This is a genomic window from Klebsiella sp. GFKo11, assembly GCF_056490265.1.
The window spans coordinates 5,732,477-5,751,099 of the sequence record NZ_CM151369.1; the positions used below are offsets into that span (position 1 = coordinate 5,732,477).

Genomic DNA, 18,623 nt, shown 5'->3' on the forward strand with positions numbered 1-18,623 from the left:
ACGATTGCCCAAATTATTCTTATGGTTAAATCTAGACGTATTGAGCGTGTCTATTGTGTTAAAAGACACGCTTCGTTACAACCTTAACCACATAAACCACATTTTCTGTTTTGAGAGGCCAACCGTGAGTCTATTTGATAAAACGCATCTTGTCGCCCAAGCGGATGCGCTGCCGGGGCGCAACACGCCAATGCCGGTAGCCACACTCCACGCCGTTAATGGCCACTCGATGACTAACGTACCTGCAGGAATGGAAGTCGCCCTGTTTGCCATGGGCTGTTTCTGGGGCGTCGAACGCCTGTTCTGGCAGTTGCCTGGAGTTTACAGCACCGCTGCTGGATACACTGGCGGCTATACGCCAAACCCGACCTATCGCGAAGTGTGCAGCGGCGATACCGGTCATGCCGAAGCCGTGCGCGTGGTCTACGATCCGCAGGTCATCAGCTATGATCAGCTGCTACAGGTATTCTGGGAAAATCACGACCCGGCACAGGGGATGCAGCAGGGTAACGACCACGGTACGCAATATCGTTCCGCGATTTATCCGCTGACGCCAGAGCAGAGTGAAGCGGCGAAGGCCAGCCTGGCGCGTTTTCAGGCGGCAATGAATGAAGCGAACGACACCCGCGCGATCACCACTGAAATCGCCACAGCGAAACCGTTCTATTATGCGGAAGATGACCACCAGCAGTATCTGCATAAGAACCCGTATGGATACTGCGGTATCGGCGGGATTGGCGTTTGTTTGCCGCCGCAGGCCTGATTTCACCGATCTGCAGGCCGCCGGATTGAATAATTAACGCTCTGGCGGCTTTACAGTACCTTACGCTATACTACCCCGTGTTATCGCCGGTCCAGAGCCTTCGGACCGGTTTTTTGTGAATTCCACTTAGCGTTATCCACTTCCCTTCCGAGGATCTGATCTCAACGGTCAGATAAGATATGTTAAACAGTATTTTAGTAATACTTTGTCTGATAGCCGTCAGTGCGTTCTTTTCGATATCGGAAATTTCGCTGGCCGCGTCACGTAAAATCAAACTCAAACTGCTGGCCGATGATGGCAACGTCAACGCTCAACGCGTGCTCAAAATGCAGGAAAACCCCGGTATGTTCTTCACCGTGGTGCAAATCGGCCTTAACGCGGTAGCAATTCTTGGCGGTATCGTCGGCGACGCTGCATTTTCACCGGCTTTTCACGGCCTGCTGAGCCGCTATTTATCACCGGAGCTCTCCGAGCAGTTAAGCTTTATCATCTCCTTTACCCTGGTCACCAGCCTGTTCATCCTGTTTGCTGACCTGACTCCGAAACGCATCGGTATGATTGCGCCCGAAGCCGTCGCTTTGCGCATCATCAACCCGATGCGCTTCTGCCTGTTTATCTTCCGCCCGCTGGTGTGGTTGTTTAACGGCATGGCCAATAACATCTTCCGCATCTTCAAAATTCCGATGGTGCGTAAAGATGACATTACCTCCGATGATGTCTACGCGGTGTTTGAAGCCGGGGCGCTGGCCGGGGTGCTGCGTAAGCAGGAACATGAGCTGATTGAGAATGTGTTCGAGCTGGAATCACGCACCGTGCCTTCATCAATGACCTCGCGTGAAAACGTCATCTGGTTCGATCTGCACGAAGATGAACAGAGCCTGAAGAATAAGGTGGCGGAACATCCGCACTCCAAATTCCTGGTCTGTAATGAAGATATCGACCACATCATCGGTTACGTTGACTCCAAAGACCTGCTGAACCGCGTGCTGGCGAACCAGAGCCTGGTGCTGACCGGTGGCGTGCAAATTCGCAATACGCTGATTGTTCCAGATACCCTGACGCTGTCTGAAGCGCTGGAAAGCTTCAAAACCGCCGGTGAAGACTTCGCGGTGATCATGAACGAATATGCGCTGGTGGTCGGGATTATCACCCTCAACGACGTGATGACCACCCTGATGGGCGACCTGGTTGGTCAGGGGCTGGAAGAACAAATCGTCGCGCGCGATGAAAACTCCTGGCTGATTGACGGCGGCACGCCGATTGACGACGTGATGCGGGTGCTGGATATCGATGATTTCCCGCAGTCCGGCAATTACGAGACCATTGGCGGCTTTATGATGTTTATGCTGCGGAAAATCCCCAAACGCACCGATGCGGTGAAATTCTCCGGCTATAAGTTCGAAGTGGTGGATATCGACAACTATCGCATCGACCAGCTGCTGGTGACCCGAATCGACAATAAACCGACGGTGCTGGTACCTAAACTGCCGGATGCCGCGGATAAAGAAAAAGAGTCGGCGTAATTTTTTCTCGAACACAATCGTGCTCGCTGTTCCTGCCGGGCGGCGGCTGACGCCTTGCCCGGCCTACAAAACCCACACTATCAACGAATTCCGCATTTGTCGTAGACCCGGTAAGGCGCTAGCCGCCACCGGGCGATTTCAGAGAAGTGCACTTTACCAATAAACTGAGGTGGATTAAAAATCCGCCTTTTTTATTGCCCGAATGTGAAGCGGCTCACGCCTCACTGGCGATAGCAGATTTTTACTGCTCCATAGCGAAACTTTCATGACTCCCCCTTACGCAAAAAGGTAACTTTGCTCGCGACAACACGATCATATTCCTGCATAAAGGAAGCGAGGGTTACCATGATAGAATCAAATAAAAATTACTATATAAGCTGTCTGTTTTTCCTGTTCTTCTTTATTGGCTGGGGATGCTGTTACCCCTATTTATCTCTGTGGCTGACGGAGACTATCGGTATTAATTACACCGATGTGGGTCTGGTTTATTCCTTCACTGCGATTATTGCCGTTTGCGTTCAGCCATTATTCGGCTTTGTCTCTGATAAATTAGTTTACCGTAAGAATCTGATGTGGATGCTGGCGATAATTATTACCTTATTCGCGCCCTACTGGATTTACGTCTTCGCCCCCCTATTAAAAATTAACGTCTTTCTCGGCGCGCTGGCAGGAGGCATCTATATTGGTCTGGCCTACGGTGCAGGCTGCGGTATTTGCGAAGCCTACATTGATAAGGTCAGCCGCGCTTCCGGGTTTGAGTTTGGCCGCGCCAGAATGTTTGGCGGCATTGGCGCCGCTATCGGCACCTTTGCGGCAGGTAAGCTCTATGGGATCGACCAGAATATGATTTTCTGGCTGGCCAGCTGTGCCGGGGTTTGCCTGCTGGTGATTGTCTGGAAAATGCAGATTGATACTCGTAAGCAGGGTGCAATGCAGCCTGGCAAGGCTTCACCGGTCACCTTAAGCGATGCCACCTCGCTGCTGAAAATGAAGAAATTCTGGTTCTTCGCCATTTATATGGTTGGCGTTGGCGCGGTGTATGAAACCTACGATCAACAGTTCGCCATCTATTACAGCCACTTCTTTGAGAGCAAAGCACGCGGTGCAGAGGTCTTCGGCTATTTAACCACCGGTCAGATTTTCCTTGATGCCATCGTGATGTTCTTCGCCCCGTGGTTCGTCAATAAAATTGGCCCGAAAAACGCCCTGCTGTACTGCGGGATGATTATGAGCCTGCGTATTATCGGTTCCGCCTGGGCTGTTGGTCCGGTCTCCATCAGCCTGATTAAACTGCTCCACGGTTTCGAAAGCTCGGTCCTGCTCGTTGCAGCATTAAAATATATTTTTGCCAATTTCAACCCGCTGCTTTCCGCCACCGTTTATTTAATCGGCTTCCAGTTTTCTAAAAGCTTTAGTTCTATTTTCCTTTCTACCGGTATCGGTCATATGTACCAGAGCATGGGCTTTACCAGCAGCTACATCGTTCTCGGCGGTATTGCGCTGTGCTTTACGCTGATTTCGTTTATTACTCTCGACAAAGCCCGAACTTTTGTTCCACAGCCGGTCCCCGCGCATTAATTTAAGGAGGTAAATTTTATGTCTGCTTTATATTATGGTGTTGCTTATTACGATGAATATATGCCAGAAGATCGGCTGGCGAAAGATATCGCCTTAATGCAAGAAACGGGCATTAACGTGGTACGTATTGCCGAGTCCACCTGGAGCACCCTTGAGCCGCAAGAAGGAGTGTTCAACTTCTACCATATCGACCGGGTACTGGACGCCATGCACGAAGCCGGGATCGCGGTAATTATCGGCACGCCGACCTACGCCGTCCCGACCTGGCTGGTGGCGAAACACCCGGACATTCTGGTCACTACTGTGGACGGGCAGCAAAAATATGGCCCACGACAGATCATGGATATCGTTAACCCAGTCTTTCGTCGCTATGCCGAAAAGATTATCCGTACCCTGATGGCCCACGTGCAGCACCACCCAGCGATTATTGGCTGGCAGTTGGATAACGAAACCAAGCATTACGATAATATCGGCCGCTATATGCAGGAGGGCTTTGTGCGCAGCCTGCAAGAGCAATATCCCGATCTGGCGCAGTTGAATAAAGACTTCGGTCTGGATTACTGGAGCAACCGCATCGATAGCTGGCAGGATTTTCCGCCGGTCGAAAATACCATTAACGCCAGCCTCGCCTGCGCGTTCTCCCGCTACCAGCGCCAGCAGGTGACGGAATATCTGGCCTGGCAGGCGGAGATCGTGCGCGAATATGCGCAGCCGCAGCAGTTTGTCACCCATAACTTCGATTTTGAATGGCGCGGTTACTCCTATGGCGTACAGCCGCGAGTCGATCACTTCGCGGCTGCACAGGCGCTGGATATTGCCGGTGTCGATATCTATCACCCGAGCCAAAAGCACCTGACTGGGCGGGAAATCGCTTTTGGCGGTGCTATCACCCGTTCGCTAAAGCAGGGCCGGAACTACTTCGTACTGGAGACCCAGGCACAGGGCTTCGCCCAATGGACACCCTACCCCGGTCAGCTACGTCTACAGGCTTTTAGCCACGTGGCATCCGGTGCGGCGATGGTCTCCTACTGGCACTGGCATTCAATTCATAACTCATTCGAGACCTACTGGAAGGGGTTGCTAAGCCATGACTTCTCGCGCAACGCGACCTGGCAGGAAGCCACCACTATCGGCGCTGACTTCGCCCGTCTGTCGCCACAGTTGGCGGATCTGCGGGCAGAAAACGACGTCGCGCTGCTGGTAAGCAATGAGGCGATGGACGCCCTAAACCAGTTCCGCCCCGGCGACGCGCAGGGCAATATTTACAACGATATTTTCCGCCGTTTCCATGATGCGCTGTACGACCACAATATCAGCGTCGATATCATCCACGACGTCAACGAAGAGACCTCGCGCTATCGCACGCTGGTTATCCCCGGGTTATACGCCGCCGACGATGGCCTGCTGGAGCGGATCAACCGCTATATTGAACAGGGCGGCAGAGCGCTTATCGGCTTTAAATCAGGCTTTAGTGATGAAAATGTGAAGGTGCGTAGCGGCACGCAGCCGGGGATTTTGCACCGGGCCTGCGGTGTGAGCTACAGTCAGTTCACCCTGCCGGAGGAGACCACGGTGGCCTCATGCAGCGCAGCGATCGATTGCAGCAAGGATAACCAGGCCGAGCTATGGATGGAGCTGCTGACGCCGGATTCCGGCACCTGCACGTTATTACGTTATCAGCATCCGGCGTGGGGCGAATATGCTGCCGCCACCGAGGCGGCTTACGGTCAGGGTCGCGCGATTTACGTAGGCTTTCTGCCGCAGAAGACATTGATTAGCCAGCTGTTTGACGCCCTGACCGCGGGTCTGGATCTGCACTCGCGCACGTCTGAATATCGCTATCCACTGGTGGTCAAAAAAATGCGCAATCGCAATGGCAACAGCATCCACTTCTTGTTCAACTACTCCGGTGAGCCGCTGGAGTTTATCAGCGAAACGGCAGGCAAAGCGTTATTGAGCGGGGATGAAGTGCGCTGCGACCAGCCGTTGCGTCTCAAGGCATGGGAATTTAGTATCATCGAAAGTTAATCAAGCAGCGGCGCTCAGGCGGGGGAAATATGGAGCTGGATATCAACGAGTTACTTAATTTCTCACCCTTGATGAAGACCTTTACCTTCAACGCCTGGGTTGTCGCAGGCTTTACCCCCATCACTCGCGGTTCAAAGCTGGATTACTACATTAACCGCCCGCAGGGAATGAAAGGCTATATCATCAATCTAACCTTGCGTGGGCAGGCGCGCGCCAAAGCGGGCGACGGCTCCCTTCTGTTCCGTGAAAACGATCTTTTGCTGTTCCCGCCCGGCGTGGCTCACCATTATGGGCGGGACGAACACAGCGAGTACTGGGATCATTTATGGATCTACTTTATCCCCCGGCCCTACTGGATAGACTGGCTGAAATGGGATCAATCCACCCACAGTATCGGCAAGACAACGGTTAACGATCCTGAGCAGTTGCAAAATCTGCGCGATCTTTTCTATGAGGTCATCCGTCATCACTCGGCATCTGCCCCACTCTCAGAAGCGCTGGCGATGAACGCACTGGAGCGCCTGATCCTCAGTTGCTTCCAACTACAGCCGATCAGCAACCGCCACGCTCACGATCCGCGTATTAACGCCATATGCGACTACCTTAACGAGCATATCGCGCAGGAGGTTAAGATTGAGACTCTGGCGGCGATGGTTTTTATCTCCCCGTCGCGACTGGCGCATCTGTTCAAAAATGAGCTGGGACAAACGGTATACGCCTGGCGCGAGACCCAGCGTATCAACCGCGCTAAGTGGCTGATCCAGAGTACCTCGCTGCCGCTTAATAAAATCGCGCTGTCGGTGGGTTATGGAGATCCGGTCTATTTCACGCGAATTTTCCGTAAACATAACGGCATCCCGCCGGGCGAGTACCGTAAACGCTATGCGGAAATGAAGGGATAAGCCCAGAAACATCAACGGCTCCCGTTGGGAGCCGCCTTTTTACCGTGTTGCCATACCACTATTCAGGTTAAGCCATCTCTGTTTGCAGACGGATAACCTGACGATTGACTTCGGACATCACTGACAAATGCAGCTTGTCCCTAACCTTCGGGATAAGGATTTTGCCCTTATCGAACTCAAAAGCGCCAACATCCTTGATATACAAACGTCCACGGAACAGGATTTTCACGTACTTCGCTACTTGTAGCGGGTTGTAGCGTTGGAAAATTTTCATTGTTGTCTCCTGCCAGGGTTACGCTCTTGTGGTGCCACAGTTAGCCCACGTATCGGGAGCGCAAATTTTAATGCCCTGAAACTATAGTCCAGAATCTGAGTGATACCCAGTATGTATAAGTTTATTTACTCTTTGATGACATTAATTCAGAGTTTTCGTTTCAGGCATCCGATGAAGGTAGTATAAGTCGCCGATTTTGGACGAATTTGTGCGTTAACCCGCAAACTGGCACCATCATTGCGGGTAATGCTCATAGATCGCACTTATGATTAAAGAAGACCAAGTGGTCGGATCACCTGCAAAAATAATAAAAGGAAACACCATGACCCTACGTAGATTACTGGCCGCTTCATGTCTCCTCTTCCCACTGGTGGCGTCGGCACATAACTTTGTCGACGGTCAGCGCGTCGCGCCGGTCGGCGTGGCGGACCGGGGAGAATTAGTGCTGGATAATGATAAGTTTAGCTATAAAAACTGGAATAGCTCGCTGCTGGCAGGAAAAGTGCGCGTCGTACAGCACATTGCCGGACGCTCATCGGCAAAAGAGAAAAACGCAACGCTGATTGAGGCGATTAAAAGCGCGAAGTTGCCGCACGATCGCTATCAAACCACCACCATCGTCAATACCGACGATGCTATCCCCGGCTCGAGTATATTTGTCCGCAGCAGCATTGAGAGCAATAAGCAGCTCTATCCGTGGTCGCAGTTTATTGTCGATAGCAATGGCGTGGTGCGCAAAGCGTGGCAGCTTAATGAAGAGAGTTCCGCAATCGTGGTGTTGGATAAAGACGGTCGCGTGCAGTGGGCCAAAGATGGTGCGCTCACTCAGGATGAAGTGCAGCAGGTGGTCGCCCTGCTGCACAAACTACTCAGTAAATAGAGACCCGGAAGCCGGGGTTGAGGAACGATTCACGCGGCGTGTAATCAAGGGTGCGCCCCTGCCAGTCGTGAACGTGCGCCCCGGCAGCGCTGGCTACGGCGTGACCAGCTGCGGTGTCCCAGGTACAGGTCGGCCCGAAACGCGGATAAAGTTGGGCCTGACCTTCAGCCACCAGGCAGAACTTGAGCGAGGAACCGATTGAGGTGGTCTGGTGTTCACCAAGCTGCTCCAGATACTCCTTCAGCTCCGGATCATTGCCGTGGGAGCGGCTAATCACCACCAGCGGCGGGCGCGCATCACGAACCTGAATCTGCTTATGGACGCCGCACTCTTCTTTCCATGCTTTCCCCTTTTCCGCGCTGTACATCACCTTCATTACCGGGGCATAAACCACACCAAGCGTCGGTTTCCCGTTTTCAATCAAGGCGATATTGACGGTGAATTCACCGTTACGTTTGATAAATTCTTTGGTACCGTCCAGCGGGTCTACCAGCCAGTAGCGCTGCCAGTGTTGGCGGATTTCCCATGCCGGCGGATCCTCCTCCGACAGAACCGGGATATCAGGAGTCAACGCCATCAGGCCGCTAATAATCACCTTATGCGCTGCAATATCCGCCGCCGTGACCGGAGAATCGTCCTTCTTGCTGGCAACATCCATCGGTTGTTTTCCATCGTAAACGTCCATGATGGCATCACCCGCGATCCGTGCAAGCTGACATACTTGTTCTAACATTCTCCACCTCTTCTGGTTACAGTGGCGTTAACTCGTTGTTTTATTTATATCGCATCATGGTGAGTTCCGCTATCTGTGATAACGCTGGCGGTTTCATTGACCGTTTTTCTGGCATGATTCACATTTCTGTAAGCAACAGAATGTAAAAACATTTTCTACTGTGTCATAGCTCATGAAAGGATGCCTCTGATGATTAAGTTTAGCGCAACGCTGCTGGCCACGCTGATCGCTGCCAGCGTAAATGCGGCAACGGTCGATCTACGAATTATGGAAACCACCGATCTGCACAGCAACATGATGGACTTTGACTATTACAAAGATACCGCGACGGAAAAATTTGGTCTCGTACGCACCGCATCTTTGATTGAAAAAGCGCGTCAGGAAGCCAAAAACAGCGTGCTGGTTGATAATGGCGATGCTATCCAGGGAAGCCCGCTGGCTGACTATACGGTTGCTGAAGGGCAGAAAAAAGGCGATATCCACCCAGTATATAAAGCGATGAATACCCTGGATTATGTGGTAGGCAACCTCGGCAACCACGAATTTAACTATGGTCTCGAGTTCCTGCGCAAAGCGCTTTCGGGTTCGAAATTCCCCTACGTAAACGCCAATATCATCGACGCCACGACCAACAAACCGATGTTTACCCCTTACCTCATTCAGGATACTCAGGTTCAGGATCATGACGGTAAAACTCACACATTGCGTATTGGCTATATTGGCCTTGTGCCGCCGCAAATCATGAGCTGGGATAAAAAAAATCTCCAGGATAAGGTCACCGTCGAGGACATTACCGAAACTGCCAAAAAATACGTTCCGGAGATGCGTGAAAAAGGCGCTGATGTGGTGGTGGTGATCGCCCACTCCGGCCTTTCTGCCGATCCCTATCAGGCGATGGCGGAAAACTCCGTTTACTATTTAAGCGAAGTTCCCGGCGTCGACGCCATTATGTTTGGCCACGCTCATGCGGTGTTCCCGAGCAAAGATTTCGCCGATATTAAAGGCGCAGATATCGACAAAGGTACGCTTAACGGCGTTCCGGCGGTCATGCCTGGAATGTGGGGAGATCATCTTGGGGTCGTCGATCTGGTGCTAAATAACGACAGCGGTAAATGGCAGGTCACTCAGGCGAAAGCCGAAGCTCGGCCAATTTATGATGCCGTCGCAAAAAAATCGCTGGCGGCGCAGGACAGTAAAATGGTGGCGGTATTAAAAGCCGACCATGACGCTACACGCGAGTTCGTCGGTAAACCGATCGGTAAATCGTCGGACAACATGTACAGCTACCTGGCGCTGGTACAAGACGATCCGACCGTGCAGGTGGTGAATATGGCGCAGAAAGCCTATGTCGAGCGCCATCTTGAGGAGAATTCTGACCTGGCGGATCTGGCGAAACTGCCGGTACTCTCCGCCGCCGCGCCGTTCAAGGTTGGCGGACGTAAAAACGACCCGGCTGGCTTTGTTGTTGTGGAAAAAGGCGAGCTAACCTTCCGCAACGCGGCAGACCTGTATCCGTTCCCAAATACTTTGGTGGTGATGAAGGTCAGCGGTACAGAGGTCAAAGAGTGGCTGGAGTGCTCCGCCGGGCAGTTCAATCAGATCGACCCAACCAGCAGTAAACCACAATCTCTAATTAACTGGGACGACTTCCGCACCTATAACTTTGATGTCATTGATGGTGTGGATTACCAGATTGATATTACTCAACCAGCACGCTACGACGGCGAATGTAATGAAATTAATCCGCAAGCCGAGCGGATTAAGAACCTGACCTTTAACGGTAAACCTGTTGACCCGAATGCCACATTCCTCATTGCCACCAACAACTACCGCGCCTACGGCGGTAAATTCAAGGGCACCGGCGAAGACCATATTGCCTTCGCCTCGACCGATGAGAACCGCACAGTGCTGATAGACTGGGTTGACGCACAGACGAAGAAAAATGGAGAGATCCACCCAACAGCGGATAACAACTGGCGCCTGGCCCCCATCCACAGTAAAACACCGCTGGATATTCGCTTTGAGACTTCACCGGACAATAAAGCCGCAGCGTTTATTAAAGAGAAAGCACAGTATCCGATGCATCAGGTAGATACCGACAAGATTGGTTTCGCCATTTATCAGCTGGATTTGAGTAAGTAATGACCTGTTAGCCGGGAACTCTCCCGGCTCACGCCACTTGCTCGTGGTTCGCCAGAACTGCGGGCAGATTCAGCTCTATCCAGTCAGCCAGTTCCGCCACCTTCTCACTCACCTGCTCGCCGAGCGGAGTCAGACTATATTCAACATGCGGCGGTACAACGGGATACGACACGCGATCGATAAACCCATCCAGCTCCAGCGCCTGCAGCGACTGGGCCAGCATCTTTTCGCTCACGCCGCCTATCTTGCGGCGCAGATCGCTAAACCGATGGGTGCCATCACGCAGGGCCACCAGAATCAGTACGCCCCAGCGGCTGGTCACATGCTTGAGCACTTCGCGTGAAGGGCACTGTTCGGCAAACAGGTTGCCGTTGCGTAGCTGCTCACTCAACGTCAGATTCGCCATATTCATACTTACCTTTTTGTACGTACTTACTAAAAGTTAGTTAAGGTGTTAGCTTACCACAACTACTCATGAACACGAAGGAGAAGACCCATGATCGCAATTACTGGTGCTACCGGCCAGCTTGGTCAGCACGTTCTGGAAAACCTGTTAAACACCATCCCTGCCGGGCAGATTGTCGCTATTGTGCGCAATCCTGCCAAAGCCGAATCTCTAAGCCAACGAGGCGTAGTGGTTCGTCAGGGCGACTACAGCGATGAAGCCGCGTTGACCGCCGCCCTGCAGGGTGTCGATAAACTGCTGCTGATCTCATCGAGCGAAGTGGGCCAGCGCGCCGTCCAGCACCGCAACGTGATTAATGCCGCTAAGGCCGCTGGGGTGAAATTTATCGCGTATACCAGCCTGTTGCACGCCGATACATCCCCGCTGGGGCTGGCGGATGAACATATCGCCACCGAAAAAATGCTCGCTGACTCCGATATTGCGTATGCCCTGCTGCGCAACGGCTGGTACACCGAAAACTACCTCGCCAGCGCGCCGCCGTCGATTGAGCATGGCGTGTTTATCGGTGCCGCCGGTAACGGCAAAATCGCCTCCGCCACCCGCGCTGATTACGCCGCCGCCGCGGCTCGCGTGATCGTCGAAGAGGGCCATGCCGGGAAAGTGTATGAACTGGCGGGTGACGACGCCTGGACGCTGAGCGAACTTGCCGCAGAGCTGGGCAAACAAAGCGGTAAAAACGTGGTATATCAAAACCTCAGCGAAGCCGACTTCGCCGCTGCGCTGAAAGGCGTCGGCCTGCCTGCTGGTCTGGCTGATATGCTGGCCGACTCTGATGTTGGCGCATCAAAAGGCGGCCTGTTTGACGATAGCCGCACCCTGAGCGCGCTGATTGGCCGCCCGACCACTACGCTGGCTGAGAGCGTCAAAGGCATTCTGTAACTGTTACATACTGGTTAATTTTTGTAGCATCCCGGCGGGCCATCCTCAATAATGAAAGGATGTTCGTCGGGAGTAATTACATGCAAGGCGTACCAGAACAGTTCAATGATGAAAAAGACAGCGCGCGCTTTCGCCACCTGGCGCAGGTGCCAGGCGTCGAACTGTACCATGCCCATATCTCCCGCTACGCCTTTGAACCACACACCCACGAAGCCTTTGGTATTGGCGCGATTGAACTCGGTGCCGAGCGTTTTCGCTATCGCGGCAGCCAGCACGTGGCGTCGGTCAACTCCATCGTTACCATGAACCCCGATGAACTGCATACCGGCGAGGCGGAAACCGCCGATGGCTGGCGCTATCGAATGATATATCTCGATCCGGATATGCTGGAAGAGGTGACCGGCGTGCGCCACTGGTGGTTCAGGGAAGTGGTACGTCAGGACCCGCTGCGCTCCCGGCAAATTGGCAATTTGATCTACGGCCTGTGGCACACCGACGATCCGCTGGCGCAGCAGGGTCTGCTGCTGGATTTAATCGACACCTTCCGTCCGTTCGCCCACCACGCCGCTATATTGCCCGAGGCTGCTCACCGCTTTGAGCGCGTACGCGAATATCTGCACGACAACTATATGCGCACAGTTACCCTGGATGAGCTGGCGCAGGTGGCGGCGCTCAGCCCGTATCATTTCCAGCGCCAGTTTAAGGCCCACTTCCACGTTACGCCACACCAGATGCTGATGGCTATCCGCCTGTGGCGCGCCAAAGCTTTTCTCACCCACGGCATGCCCGCCGCCGATGTCGCCCTCGCCGCCGGATTAACCGACCAGTCGCATCTGACCCGCGCGTTCACCCGCCGCTATGGCATTACGCCAGTACGTTATCAAAAACAGGTTCTCCCGCGCTAAAGCGCAATCTCATACAATATTCTCGCATTCACCCCACCTATACTTTCGCCAACAGAAATAGCGATGGAAGACATGATGATTAGCGGTGTGCTGTATGCCCTGCTGGCAGGGTTGATGTGGGGATTGATATTCGTCGGTCCATTATTGGTCCCGGAATATCCGGCGGTATTGCAGTCGATGGGGCGCTACCTGGCGCTGGGGCTAATTGCCCTGCCGCTGGCCTGGCTTGGTCGCGCCCGGCTGCGTCAGCTCTCCGGCAAAGACTGGTGGACGGCGCTGGGGCTGACCATGATGGGCAACTTAATCTATTACGTCTGCCTGGCCAGCGCCATTCAACGTACTGGCGCGCCGGTCTCAACGATGATTATCGGTACCCTGCCGGTGGTGTTGCCGGTCTTTGCCAACCTGCTCTATAGCCAGCGTGACGGTAAGCTACCGTGGCGACGTCTGTTCCCGGCGCTAATTTGCATTGCCGTCGGCCTGGCGTGCGTCAATATCGCCGAACTGCGTCAGGGTCTGCCTGATTTCAGCCCCTGGCGCTATGGCTCCGGCGTTGGTCTGGCCTGCATTTCTGTGGTCTGTTGGGCCTGGTATGCCCTGCGCAATGCGCGCTGGCTGCGGGAAAACCCCGATAAACCGCCGATGATGTGGGCCACGGCGCAGGCGCTGGTGACGCTGCCGGTTTCGCTGGCCGGATACCTTGCCGCCTGCTGGTGGCTGCACGGACAGCAGGTTAGCTTTCCGCTGCCCTTTGGCCCGCGCCCAACGGTGTTTATCACGTTGATGCTGGCGATCGCCGTGTTCTGTTCATGGGTCGGCGCGTGGTGCTGGAACGTAGCCAGCCAGCGCCTGCCGACGGTGATCCTTGGGCCGCTGATTGTCTTCGAAACCCTCGCCGGTCTGCTGTATACCTTTATTTTGCGCCAGAGTCTTCCGCCGTTTCTGACGTTCAGCGGCATTCTGCTACTGGTGCTCGGCGTGGTGTCCGCAGTGCGTGCTCGTCCGGAAAAACCCGTATTACAAGAACTGGTCAGCGAGAAAAAATAGCCAGGTACCCTAAAGGGGTATTCCCTTGCCAATAAGATGCATTTAAAATACATCTTATATTTTTGATAACGAGGTAACTGCATATGGCTTTCCGTGACCAACCTTTAGGTGAGCTGGCGCTGACAATTCCGCGCGCCTCCGCGCTGTTCCGTAAATACGATATGGACTACTGCTGCGGCGGCAAACAGACGCTGGATCGCGCGGCATCCCGCAAAGAGCTGGACGTCGCGGTGATTGAGGCCGAGTTAGCGAAACTGGCGGAGCAGCCAGTCGAGCGCGACTGGCGAGTGGTGCCGTATGCGGAAATCATCGATCATATTATCGTTCGCTACCACGACAGGCACCGCGAGCAGCTGCCGGAGCTGATTTTACAGGCCACTAAAGTGGAACGCGTTCACGCCGACAAACCTAACGTTCCTAAAGGCTTGACCAAATATCTGACCATGCTGCATCAGGAGCTTTCCAGCCATATGATGAAGGAAGAGCAGATTTTGTTCCCGATGATCAAACAGGGGATGGGGACTCAGGCTGGCGGCCCCATCAGCGTGATGGAAAGTGAGCATGATGATGCTGGCGAGCTGCTGGAAGTGATTAAACACATCACCAACAACGTGACGCCGCCACCAGAAGCCTGCACCACCTGGAAAGCGATGTACAACGGCATCAACGAACTCATTGATGACCTAATGGAGCACATCAGCCTGGAAAACAACGTGCTGTTCCCGCGTGCACTGGCTGGCGCTTAAGACATCCCACGCCGTCGCAGTGTTGCGGCGGCGCACGATTTAACGCCAGGGTTCCGGCTTTTGCGCTTTGGCCGGAAAAAATTCATTGTTAGAAGAGCTGTACGTTCCTTCCACTGTGATCAGATCGCCACTCTCACTGAGGTGAGCGGCATCAAGTTCGCGCGTTTCGTGACGCCGTAAGCCATCGTGGATAAGCCATTCGCCTAAATAGTAGATATAGCGCCCGTCATGAGCAAAGTCTGGAGAGCGCACGCCATCAGGGCGTTTAAACCACGTTAGCGGCCCGGTCGCTTCGATAGTTTGCACATTATCAGCATCAATAACGTAGATCTGGTTACCTGCAATATTAAAACCGCGCTTCAGCTCCAGCTTAGGGTCAGGCAACCGCGTCACCGTCAGCGCTTTATCCTGTGCAGAAATAAACTTCACCTGATACAACAAATCCTTATACTGCGCCGCCGTCTCATTAAGCGGACGGAAATATTGCGGGTCGACATCGGGAATAGTTGCTACCCGGCAGTCATCGCCTCGCCGGGAAGCATCACGCATAAGCCATGTGACTTTATCCTGCTGAACATCAAAAGTGTTGAGACAGTCCTTGCCGAATGAGTAACGTTTCTCACCCGCTTTATCGCGATAAATCAGCAGCGAACCGGGGATCCAGCGCACAATATGGAAGGAATCCGCGTCGCCATCAATCGCTACGCCGTTGACAAAAACCTGCGTGGCGGTACGCAGAATGGTATCCCACGGCCCGGGATTATTACTGAGATCGCAGGACGTTTTCGGCGACAGCGGGCCGCGCGGATCCCAGGATTTAATCCCCAGGATAGCGTATCCCTGCGCTTCGCCCAGCCAGCGCCCCTGAAAATAGAGGTTGCGGTAATCTTTGAGCACTTCCCCGGAATCATTGAATTGAAGGTTACCGCCAACCTGTTGTAGCGAGGCGATATCCACCCGCTTTTCACCATGGTTATCATCCGTGCGCACGCCGTCAAAATAGAGGTTGTCTTTATCGGCGGCAAAGCGGCCGTATGCGCGGAACGACACCACATCAACCTTTGGCGTACCCGCAGGATTTTGTACGATTTTCCCCGCCCACAGAACATGGCGACCATCGGTCAGCCAGTCAAAGCGCCAGCCGCCATTTTTAATTAATTCGGAAAAAGCCGCCCGCATAACAGCGTCATGATTAATCTCGCCAGGTGGGTCGTATTCATCATACTCACGCGGGATAGCGTCAGGGACGTGCCGCAGTTGGCTAAATTTAACCTGCGGCAGAGGGATCGCCGGAAAATCGATACCATAATCATTGTAGTCTTCAACAACATATTGCGTTCCCTGTCCCATTGGCTGATAGGAGAACGAGGCCGATGGAATACCGGAGCAGGCCAGAGAGAGCGGCGGGGCCAGCATGAAAACCAGGGAAAGACAGAGCTGTTTTTTTCGCAACATGGCGTCATCCTGATGCTGTTAGCGCGATGAATTTGTCTGAGGATATAGAGAAATAAGGCCCGTCGGTTTTTGCGACACCGTTATCCATATTGATGATTGTGGGTTATAGCGTTGCCATACGTTTTCAGATAACTGGCGATATAATTGCCCGTTCGCCGTCATCGATAAATTTCGGGAGTACAGTGTCCCCATCGCGAAATAGTCTTCATTGAGAAACGATGGCAGTTCCTGCGGGGTGATGATGCGCAGATCGCCCTCACCAAGCTCATTTGTTTTCACCAGATAAATACGGCCTTTATAGCTGGCCACCTGCGCATTCAGAAGATAAAAATATTCAGGGTCAACGCCATCCAGGGTTTCAACGTTGTAATCGTTGCCTGCGGCGGTTTCCTCATGTTTAAGCCATGTCACCTTATCCTGGCCGATATTAAAAAAGCCGCAATCCTGCAGCCACTCATGACACTCCATACTCCAGGCGGCCCCGGTGAATAAAGGTAGCGCTACAACTAACCACCGGACTTGTTTAGCCATAATATCGCCCTGAGATAAGTCACAAATTTTGATGATAAGCCTCAGCCCTGGCGTACTGTCCAGTGCATGTCGACTTTTTAGGATTCTATCAAGATGGTCTTCAGGGCATGAAAAAGGGCGTCCGTAGACGCCCTCAAACGGGGTAAACCCAGTCGATATTTTATTTCGCCAGACGTTTCTTACCAGCAAACAGCCAGCCAGCCCCCAGCAGAATAAACCACAGCGGGGTCACGATCAGCGCTTCGCGCGTATCGGCTTCCAGCGTCAGCAGCACCAACACAAAGACGAAGAACGCCATGCATACCCAGCACATCAGCTTGCCCAGCGGCATCTTATATTTAGACTGCTCATGCAGTTGCGGACGCTTTTTGCGATACACCAGATATGAGCACAGGATAATCGTCCAGACGAACATGAACAGAATCGCTGAAACCGTGGTGATCATGGTAAAAGCAGCAATCACGCTCGGGTTGACCATCAGCATCACCACGCCGCCAAGCAGGCACATGCAGGAGAAGGTCAGGCCTTTCGCCGGGACAGCACGCTTAGACAGTTTGGCGAACATTTTCGGTGCCTGTCCATCCTGCGCCAGACCAAACAGCATACGGCTGGTCGAGAATACGCCGCTGTTGGCGGAAGAAGCCGCCGAAGTCAGCACCACGAAGTTAATCAGGCTGGCTGCCGCTGGCAGACCGACCAGCACAAACAGCTCAACGAACGGGCTCTTCGACGGTACCACTGAGCTCCACGGCGTCACCGACATAATCACAATCAGCGCGAAAACGTAGAACATAATGATACGCAGCGGGATGGAATTAATTGCGCGCGGCAGGGATTTCTCCGGATCTTTGGTTTCCGCCGCCGTGGTGCCCACCAGCTCGATACCGACAAAAGCAAAGACTGCTATCTGGAAGCCGGCAAAGAATCCGCTAATACCTTTCGGGAACCAGCCGCCGTCATTCCATAGATGAGCGAAAGAGGCTTCGACGCCGGTCGGTGACTGGAAGTGCATCAGCACCATCACCAGCCCAACCACGATCAGCGCCACAATGGCGACGATTTTGATCATCGCAAACCAGAACTCCATCTCACCGAACATCTTCACGGTGGCGAGGTTAAGGCTCAGCAGCAGCAGAATAACCGCCAACGATGCAACCCAATCGGAAAGCCCCGGGAACCAGAACTGAGCGTAGGCGGTGATCGCCACCACGTCCGCCATGCCGGTGACCACCCAACAGAACCAGTAGGTCCAGCCGGTAAAATAGCCTGCCCACGGCCCCAGCAGGTCGGCGGCAAAGTCGCTAAACGATTTATATTCGAGATTCGAAAGCAGTAATTCACCCATGGCGCGCATGACGAAAAACAGCATGAAGCCGATTATCATATAAACAAAAATAATTGATGGCCCGGCGAGGCTAATAGTTTTGCCGGAGCCCATAAACAGCCCGGTGCCTATCGCACCACCGATAGCAATAAGCTGAATATGCCGGTTAGTGAGATTTCGCCGCAGCGATTGTTCAGTCGGAGCCTGCTCGTCGGCAGCGACTTTGACCTGATCTACCATGTGATTTTTTCCTGTTGTACCTGTCTGTGTTGTTCGGGCTCTATTGGCCCTTAATTCGTCTTAACCCTGGAACGAGGGGTTTATCGATATTAGGTAAGAATCGGAGGGATGAATACTATGATTTAGAGATAATGTTAATTTTATGTTTAAAGTGAGTGTTATATCACTCCAGTTGCGCGAAAGAGCTCACAAAAATACACCCATAAA

Annotated in this window: 17 protein-coding genes; 11 read left to right on the plus strand and 6 right to left on the minus strand. The window is 53.2% G+C overall.

Going from position 1 to position 18,623, the window contains the following annotated elements:
• Positions 1-124 precede the first annotated feature (124 nt).
• The 5 genes from msrA to araC all read left to right on the plus strand — a co-directional run bounded on the left by msrA (position 125) and on the right by araC (position 6,794).
• Positions 125-763, plus strand: a complete 639-nt coding sequence (msrA, locus tag AC07P6_RS27470) for a peptide-methionine (S)-S-oxide reductase MsrA (RefSeq protein WP_182235779.1) — start codon at positions 125-127, stop codon at positions 761-763.
• Positions 764-942: 179 nt separating this feature from the next.
• Positions 943-2,286 (plus strand): polyamine export protein PaeA, encoded by a 1,344-nt coding sequence (gene paeA / locus AC07P6_RS27475; RefSeq protein WP_110274423.1) that lies wholly within the window; start codon positions 943-945, stop codon positions 2,284-2,286.
• Between the two features lie 345 nt (positions 2,287-2,631).
• Positions 2,632-3,864 carry an oligosaccharide MFS transporter gene (locus AC07P6_RS27480; protein ID WP_478315130.1) on the plus strand — a complete coding sequence of 411 codons (1,233 nt, stop codon included), beginning with the start codon at positions 2,632-2,634 and terminating at the stop codon, positions 3,862-3,864.
• A gap of 18 nt (positions 3,865-3,882) precedes the next feature.
• Positions 3,883-5,892 carry a beta-galactosidase gene (locus AC07P6_RS27485; protein ID WP_478315131.1) on the plus strand — a complete coding sequence of 670 codons (2,010 nt, stop codon included), beginning with the start codon at positions 3,883-3,885 and terminating at the stop codon, positions 5,890-5,892.
• Positions 5,893-5,921: 29 nt separating this feature from the next.
• Positions 5,922-6,794 (plus strand): arabinose operon transcriptional regulator AraC, encoded by an 873-nt coding sequence (gene araC, locus AC07P6_RS27490; RefSeq protein ID WP_478315132.1) that lies wholly within the window; start codon positions 5,922-5,924, stop codon positions 6,792-6,794.
• A 67-nt stretch (positions 6,795-6,861) separates the two neighbouring features.
• Here araC and AC07P6_RS27495 read toward each other — a convergent pair whose 3' ends face one another.
• A complete protein-coding gene (locus AC07P6_RS27495) occupies positions 6,862-7,068 on the minus strand; it encodes a DUF1107 domain-containing protein (RefSeq protein ID WP_110274431.1) in 207 nt (68 codons plus the stop codon).
• Between the two features lie 322 nt (positions 7,069-7,390).
• Here AC07P6_RS27495 and AC07P6_RS27500 point away from each other — a divergent pair, with 322 nt between their 5' ends.
• Complete coding sequence (locus AC07P6_RS27500) at positions 7,391-7,948, plus strand: YtfJ family protein (protein ID WP_139540969.1); 558 nt, start codon at positions 7,391-7,393, stop codon at positions 7,946-7,948.
• Here the strand turns inward: AC07P6_RS27500 and cysQ are convergent.
• On the minus strand, positions 7,938-8,681 hold the full coding sequence (gene cysQ / locus AC07P6_RS27505; RefSeq protein ID WP_478315133.1) for a 3'(2'),5'-bisphosphate nucleotidase CysQ: 744 nt from the start codon (positions 8,679-8,681) through the stop codon (positions 7,938-7,940). The genes AC07P6_RS27500 and cysQ overlap by 11 nt on opposite strands.
• A 189-nt stretch (positions 8,682-8,870) precedes the next feature.
• On the opposite strand from cysQ, the gene cpdB reads away from it, so the two are divergent.
• Positions 8,871-10,823, plus strand: coding sequence for a 2',3'-cyclic-nucleotide 2'-phosphodiesterase (gene cpdB / locus AC07P6_RS27510; RefSeq protein ID WP_478315134.1), 1,953 nt, complete (start codon positions 8,871-8,873; stop codon positions 10,821-10,823).
• A gap of 28 nt (positions 10,824-10,851) precedes the next feature.
• Here the strand turns inward: cpdB and AC07P6_RS27515 are convergent, their stop codons facing one another.
• Positions 10,852-11,229, minus strand: coding sequence for a winged helix-turn-helix transcriptional regulator (locus AC07P6_RS27515; protein WP_112216241.1), 378 nt, complete (start codon positions 11,227-11,229; stop codon positions 10,852-10,854).
• Positions 11,230-11,319: 90 nt separating this feature from the next.
• On the opposite strand from AC07P6_RS27515, the gene AC07P6_RS27520 reads away from it, so the two are divergent.
• The 4 genes from AC07P6_RS27520 (at position 11,320) to ytfE (ending at position 14,866) form a co-directional block, all read left to right on the plus strand.
• Positions 11,320-12,168: an SDR family oxidoreductase gene (locus AC07P6_RS27520; protein WP_478315135.1), complete on the plus strand. Its 849-nt coding sequence runs from the start codon at positions 11,320-11,322 to the stop codon at positions 12,166-12,168.
• An 80-nt stretch (positions 12,169-12,248) separates the two neighbouring features.
• Positions 12,249-13,073, plus strand: a complete 825-nt coding sequence (locus AC07P6_RS27525) for an AraC family transcriptional regulator (protein WP_304255390.1) — start codon at positions 12,249-12,251, stop codon at positions 13,071-13,073.
• A 75-nt stretch (positions 13,074-13,148) separates the two neighbouring features.
• Positions 13,149-14,120 (plus strand): DMT family transporter, encoded by a 972-nt coding sequence (locus AC07P6_RS27530; protein ID WP_434664273.1) that lies wholly within the window; start codon positions 13,149-13,151, stop codon positions 14,118-14,120.
• 83 nt (positions 14,121-14,203) lie between these two features.
• Positions 14,204-14,866: an iron-sulfur cluster repair protein YtfE gene (ytfE, locus tag AC07P6_RS27535; RefSeq protein ID WP_304255388.1), complete on the plus strand. Its 663-nt coding sequence runs from the start codon at positions 14,204-14,206 to the stop codon at positions 14,864-14,866.
• Between the two features lie 39 nt (positions 14,867-14,905).
• Here the strand turns inward: ytfE and AC07P6_RS27540 are convergent, their stop codons facing one another.
• From AC07P6_RS27540 to cycA, 3 genes are all read right to left on the minus strand, one after another.
• Positions 14,906-16,321, minus strand: coding sequence for a hypothetical protein (locus AC07P6_RS27540; RefSeq protein ID WP_478315136.1), 1,416 nt, complete (start codon positions 16,319-16,321; stop codon positions 14,906-14,908).
• A gap of 18 nt (positions 16,322-16,339) precedes the next feature.
• Entirely contained in the window at positions 16,340-16,852 is a 513-nt protein-coding gene (locus AC07P6_RS27545; protein ID WP_478315137.1) for a hypothetical protein, read from the minus strand.
• A 160-nt stretch (positions 16,853-17,012) separates the two neighbouring features.
• Positions 17,013-18,416, minus strand: coding sequence for a D-serine/D-alanine/glycine transporter (gene cycA, locus AC07P6_RS27550; RefSeq protein ID WP_434660489.1), 1,404 nt, complete (start codon positions 18,414-18,416; stop codon positions 17,013-17,015).
• Positions 18,417-18,623: the final 207 nt, after the last annotated feature.

What these genes read in the sequence shown, in the direction of transcription:
- paeA (WP_110274423.1), top strand. Translation starts at nt 943, where the DNA reads ATGTTAAACAGTATTTTAGTAATACTTTGTCTGATAGCCGTCAGTGCG.
- AC07P6_RS27480 (WP_478315130.1), top strand. Translation starts at nt 2,632, where the DNA reads ATGATAGAATCAAATAAAAATTACTATATAAGCTGTCTGTTTTTCCTG.
- AC07P6_RS27485 (WP_478315131.1), top strand. Translation starts at nt 3,883, where the DNA reads ATGTCTGCTTTATATTATGGTGTTGCTTATTACGATGAATATATGCCA.
- araC (WP_478315132.1), top strand. Translation starts at nt 5,922, where the DNA reads ATGGAGCTGGATATCAACGAGTTACTTAATTTCTCACCCTTGATGAAG.
- AC07P6_RS27495 (WP_110274431.1), bottom strand. Translation starts at nt 7,068, where the DNA reads ATGAAAATTTTCCAACGCTACAACCCGCTACAAGTAGCGAAGTACGTG.
- AC07P6_RS27500 (WP_139540969.1), top strand. Translation starts at nt 7,391, where the DNA reads ATGACCCTACGTAGATTACTGGCCGCTTCATGTCTCCTCTTCCCACTG.
- cysQ (WP_478315133.1), bottom strand. Translation starts at nt 8,681, where the DNA reads ATGTTAGAACAAGTATGTCAGCTTGCACGGATCGCGGGTGATGCCATC.
- cpdB (WP_478315134.1), top strand. Translation starts at nt 8,871, where the DNA reads ATGATTAAGTTTAGCGCAACGCTGCTGGCCACGCTGATCGCTGCCAGC.
- AC07P6_RS27515 (WP_112216241.1), bottom strand. Translation starts at nt 11,229, where the DNA reads ATGGCGAATCTGACGTTGAGTGAGCAGCTACGCAACGGCAACCTGTTT.
- AC07P6_RS27520 (WP_478315135.1), top strand. Translation starts at nt 11,320, where the DNA reads ATGATCGCAATTACTGGTGCTACCGGCCAGCTTGGTCAGCACGTTCTG.
- AC07P6_RS27525 (WP_304255390.1), top strand. Translation starts at nt 12,249, where the DNA reads ATGCAAGGCGTACCAGAACAGTTCAATGATGAAAAAGACAGCGCGCGC.
- AC07P6_RS27530 (WP_434664273.1), top strand. Translation starts at nt 13,149, where the DNA reads ATGATTAGCGGTGTGCTGTATGCCCTGCTGGCAGGGTTGATGTGGGGA.
- ytfE (WP_304255388.1), top strand. Translation starts at nt 14,204, where the DNA reads ATGGCTTTCCGTGACCAACCTTTAGGTGAGCTGGCGCTGACAATTCCG.
- AC07P6_RS27540 (WP_478315136.1), bottom strand. Translation starts at nt 16,321, where the DNA reads ATGTTGCGAAAAAAACAGCTCTGTCTTTCCCTGGTTTTCATGCTGGCC.
- AC07P6_RS27545 (WP_478315137.1), bottom strand. Translation starts at nt 16,852, where the DNA reads ATGGCTAAACAAGTCCGGTGGTTAGTTGTAGCGCTACCTTTATTCACC.
- cycA (WP_434660489.1), bottom strand. Translation starts at nt 18,416, where the DNA reads ATGGTAGATCAGGTCAAAGTCGCTGCCGACGAGCAGGCTCCGACTGAA.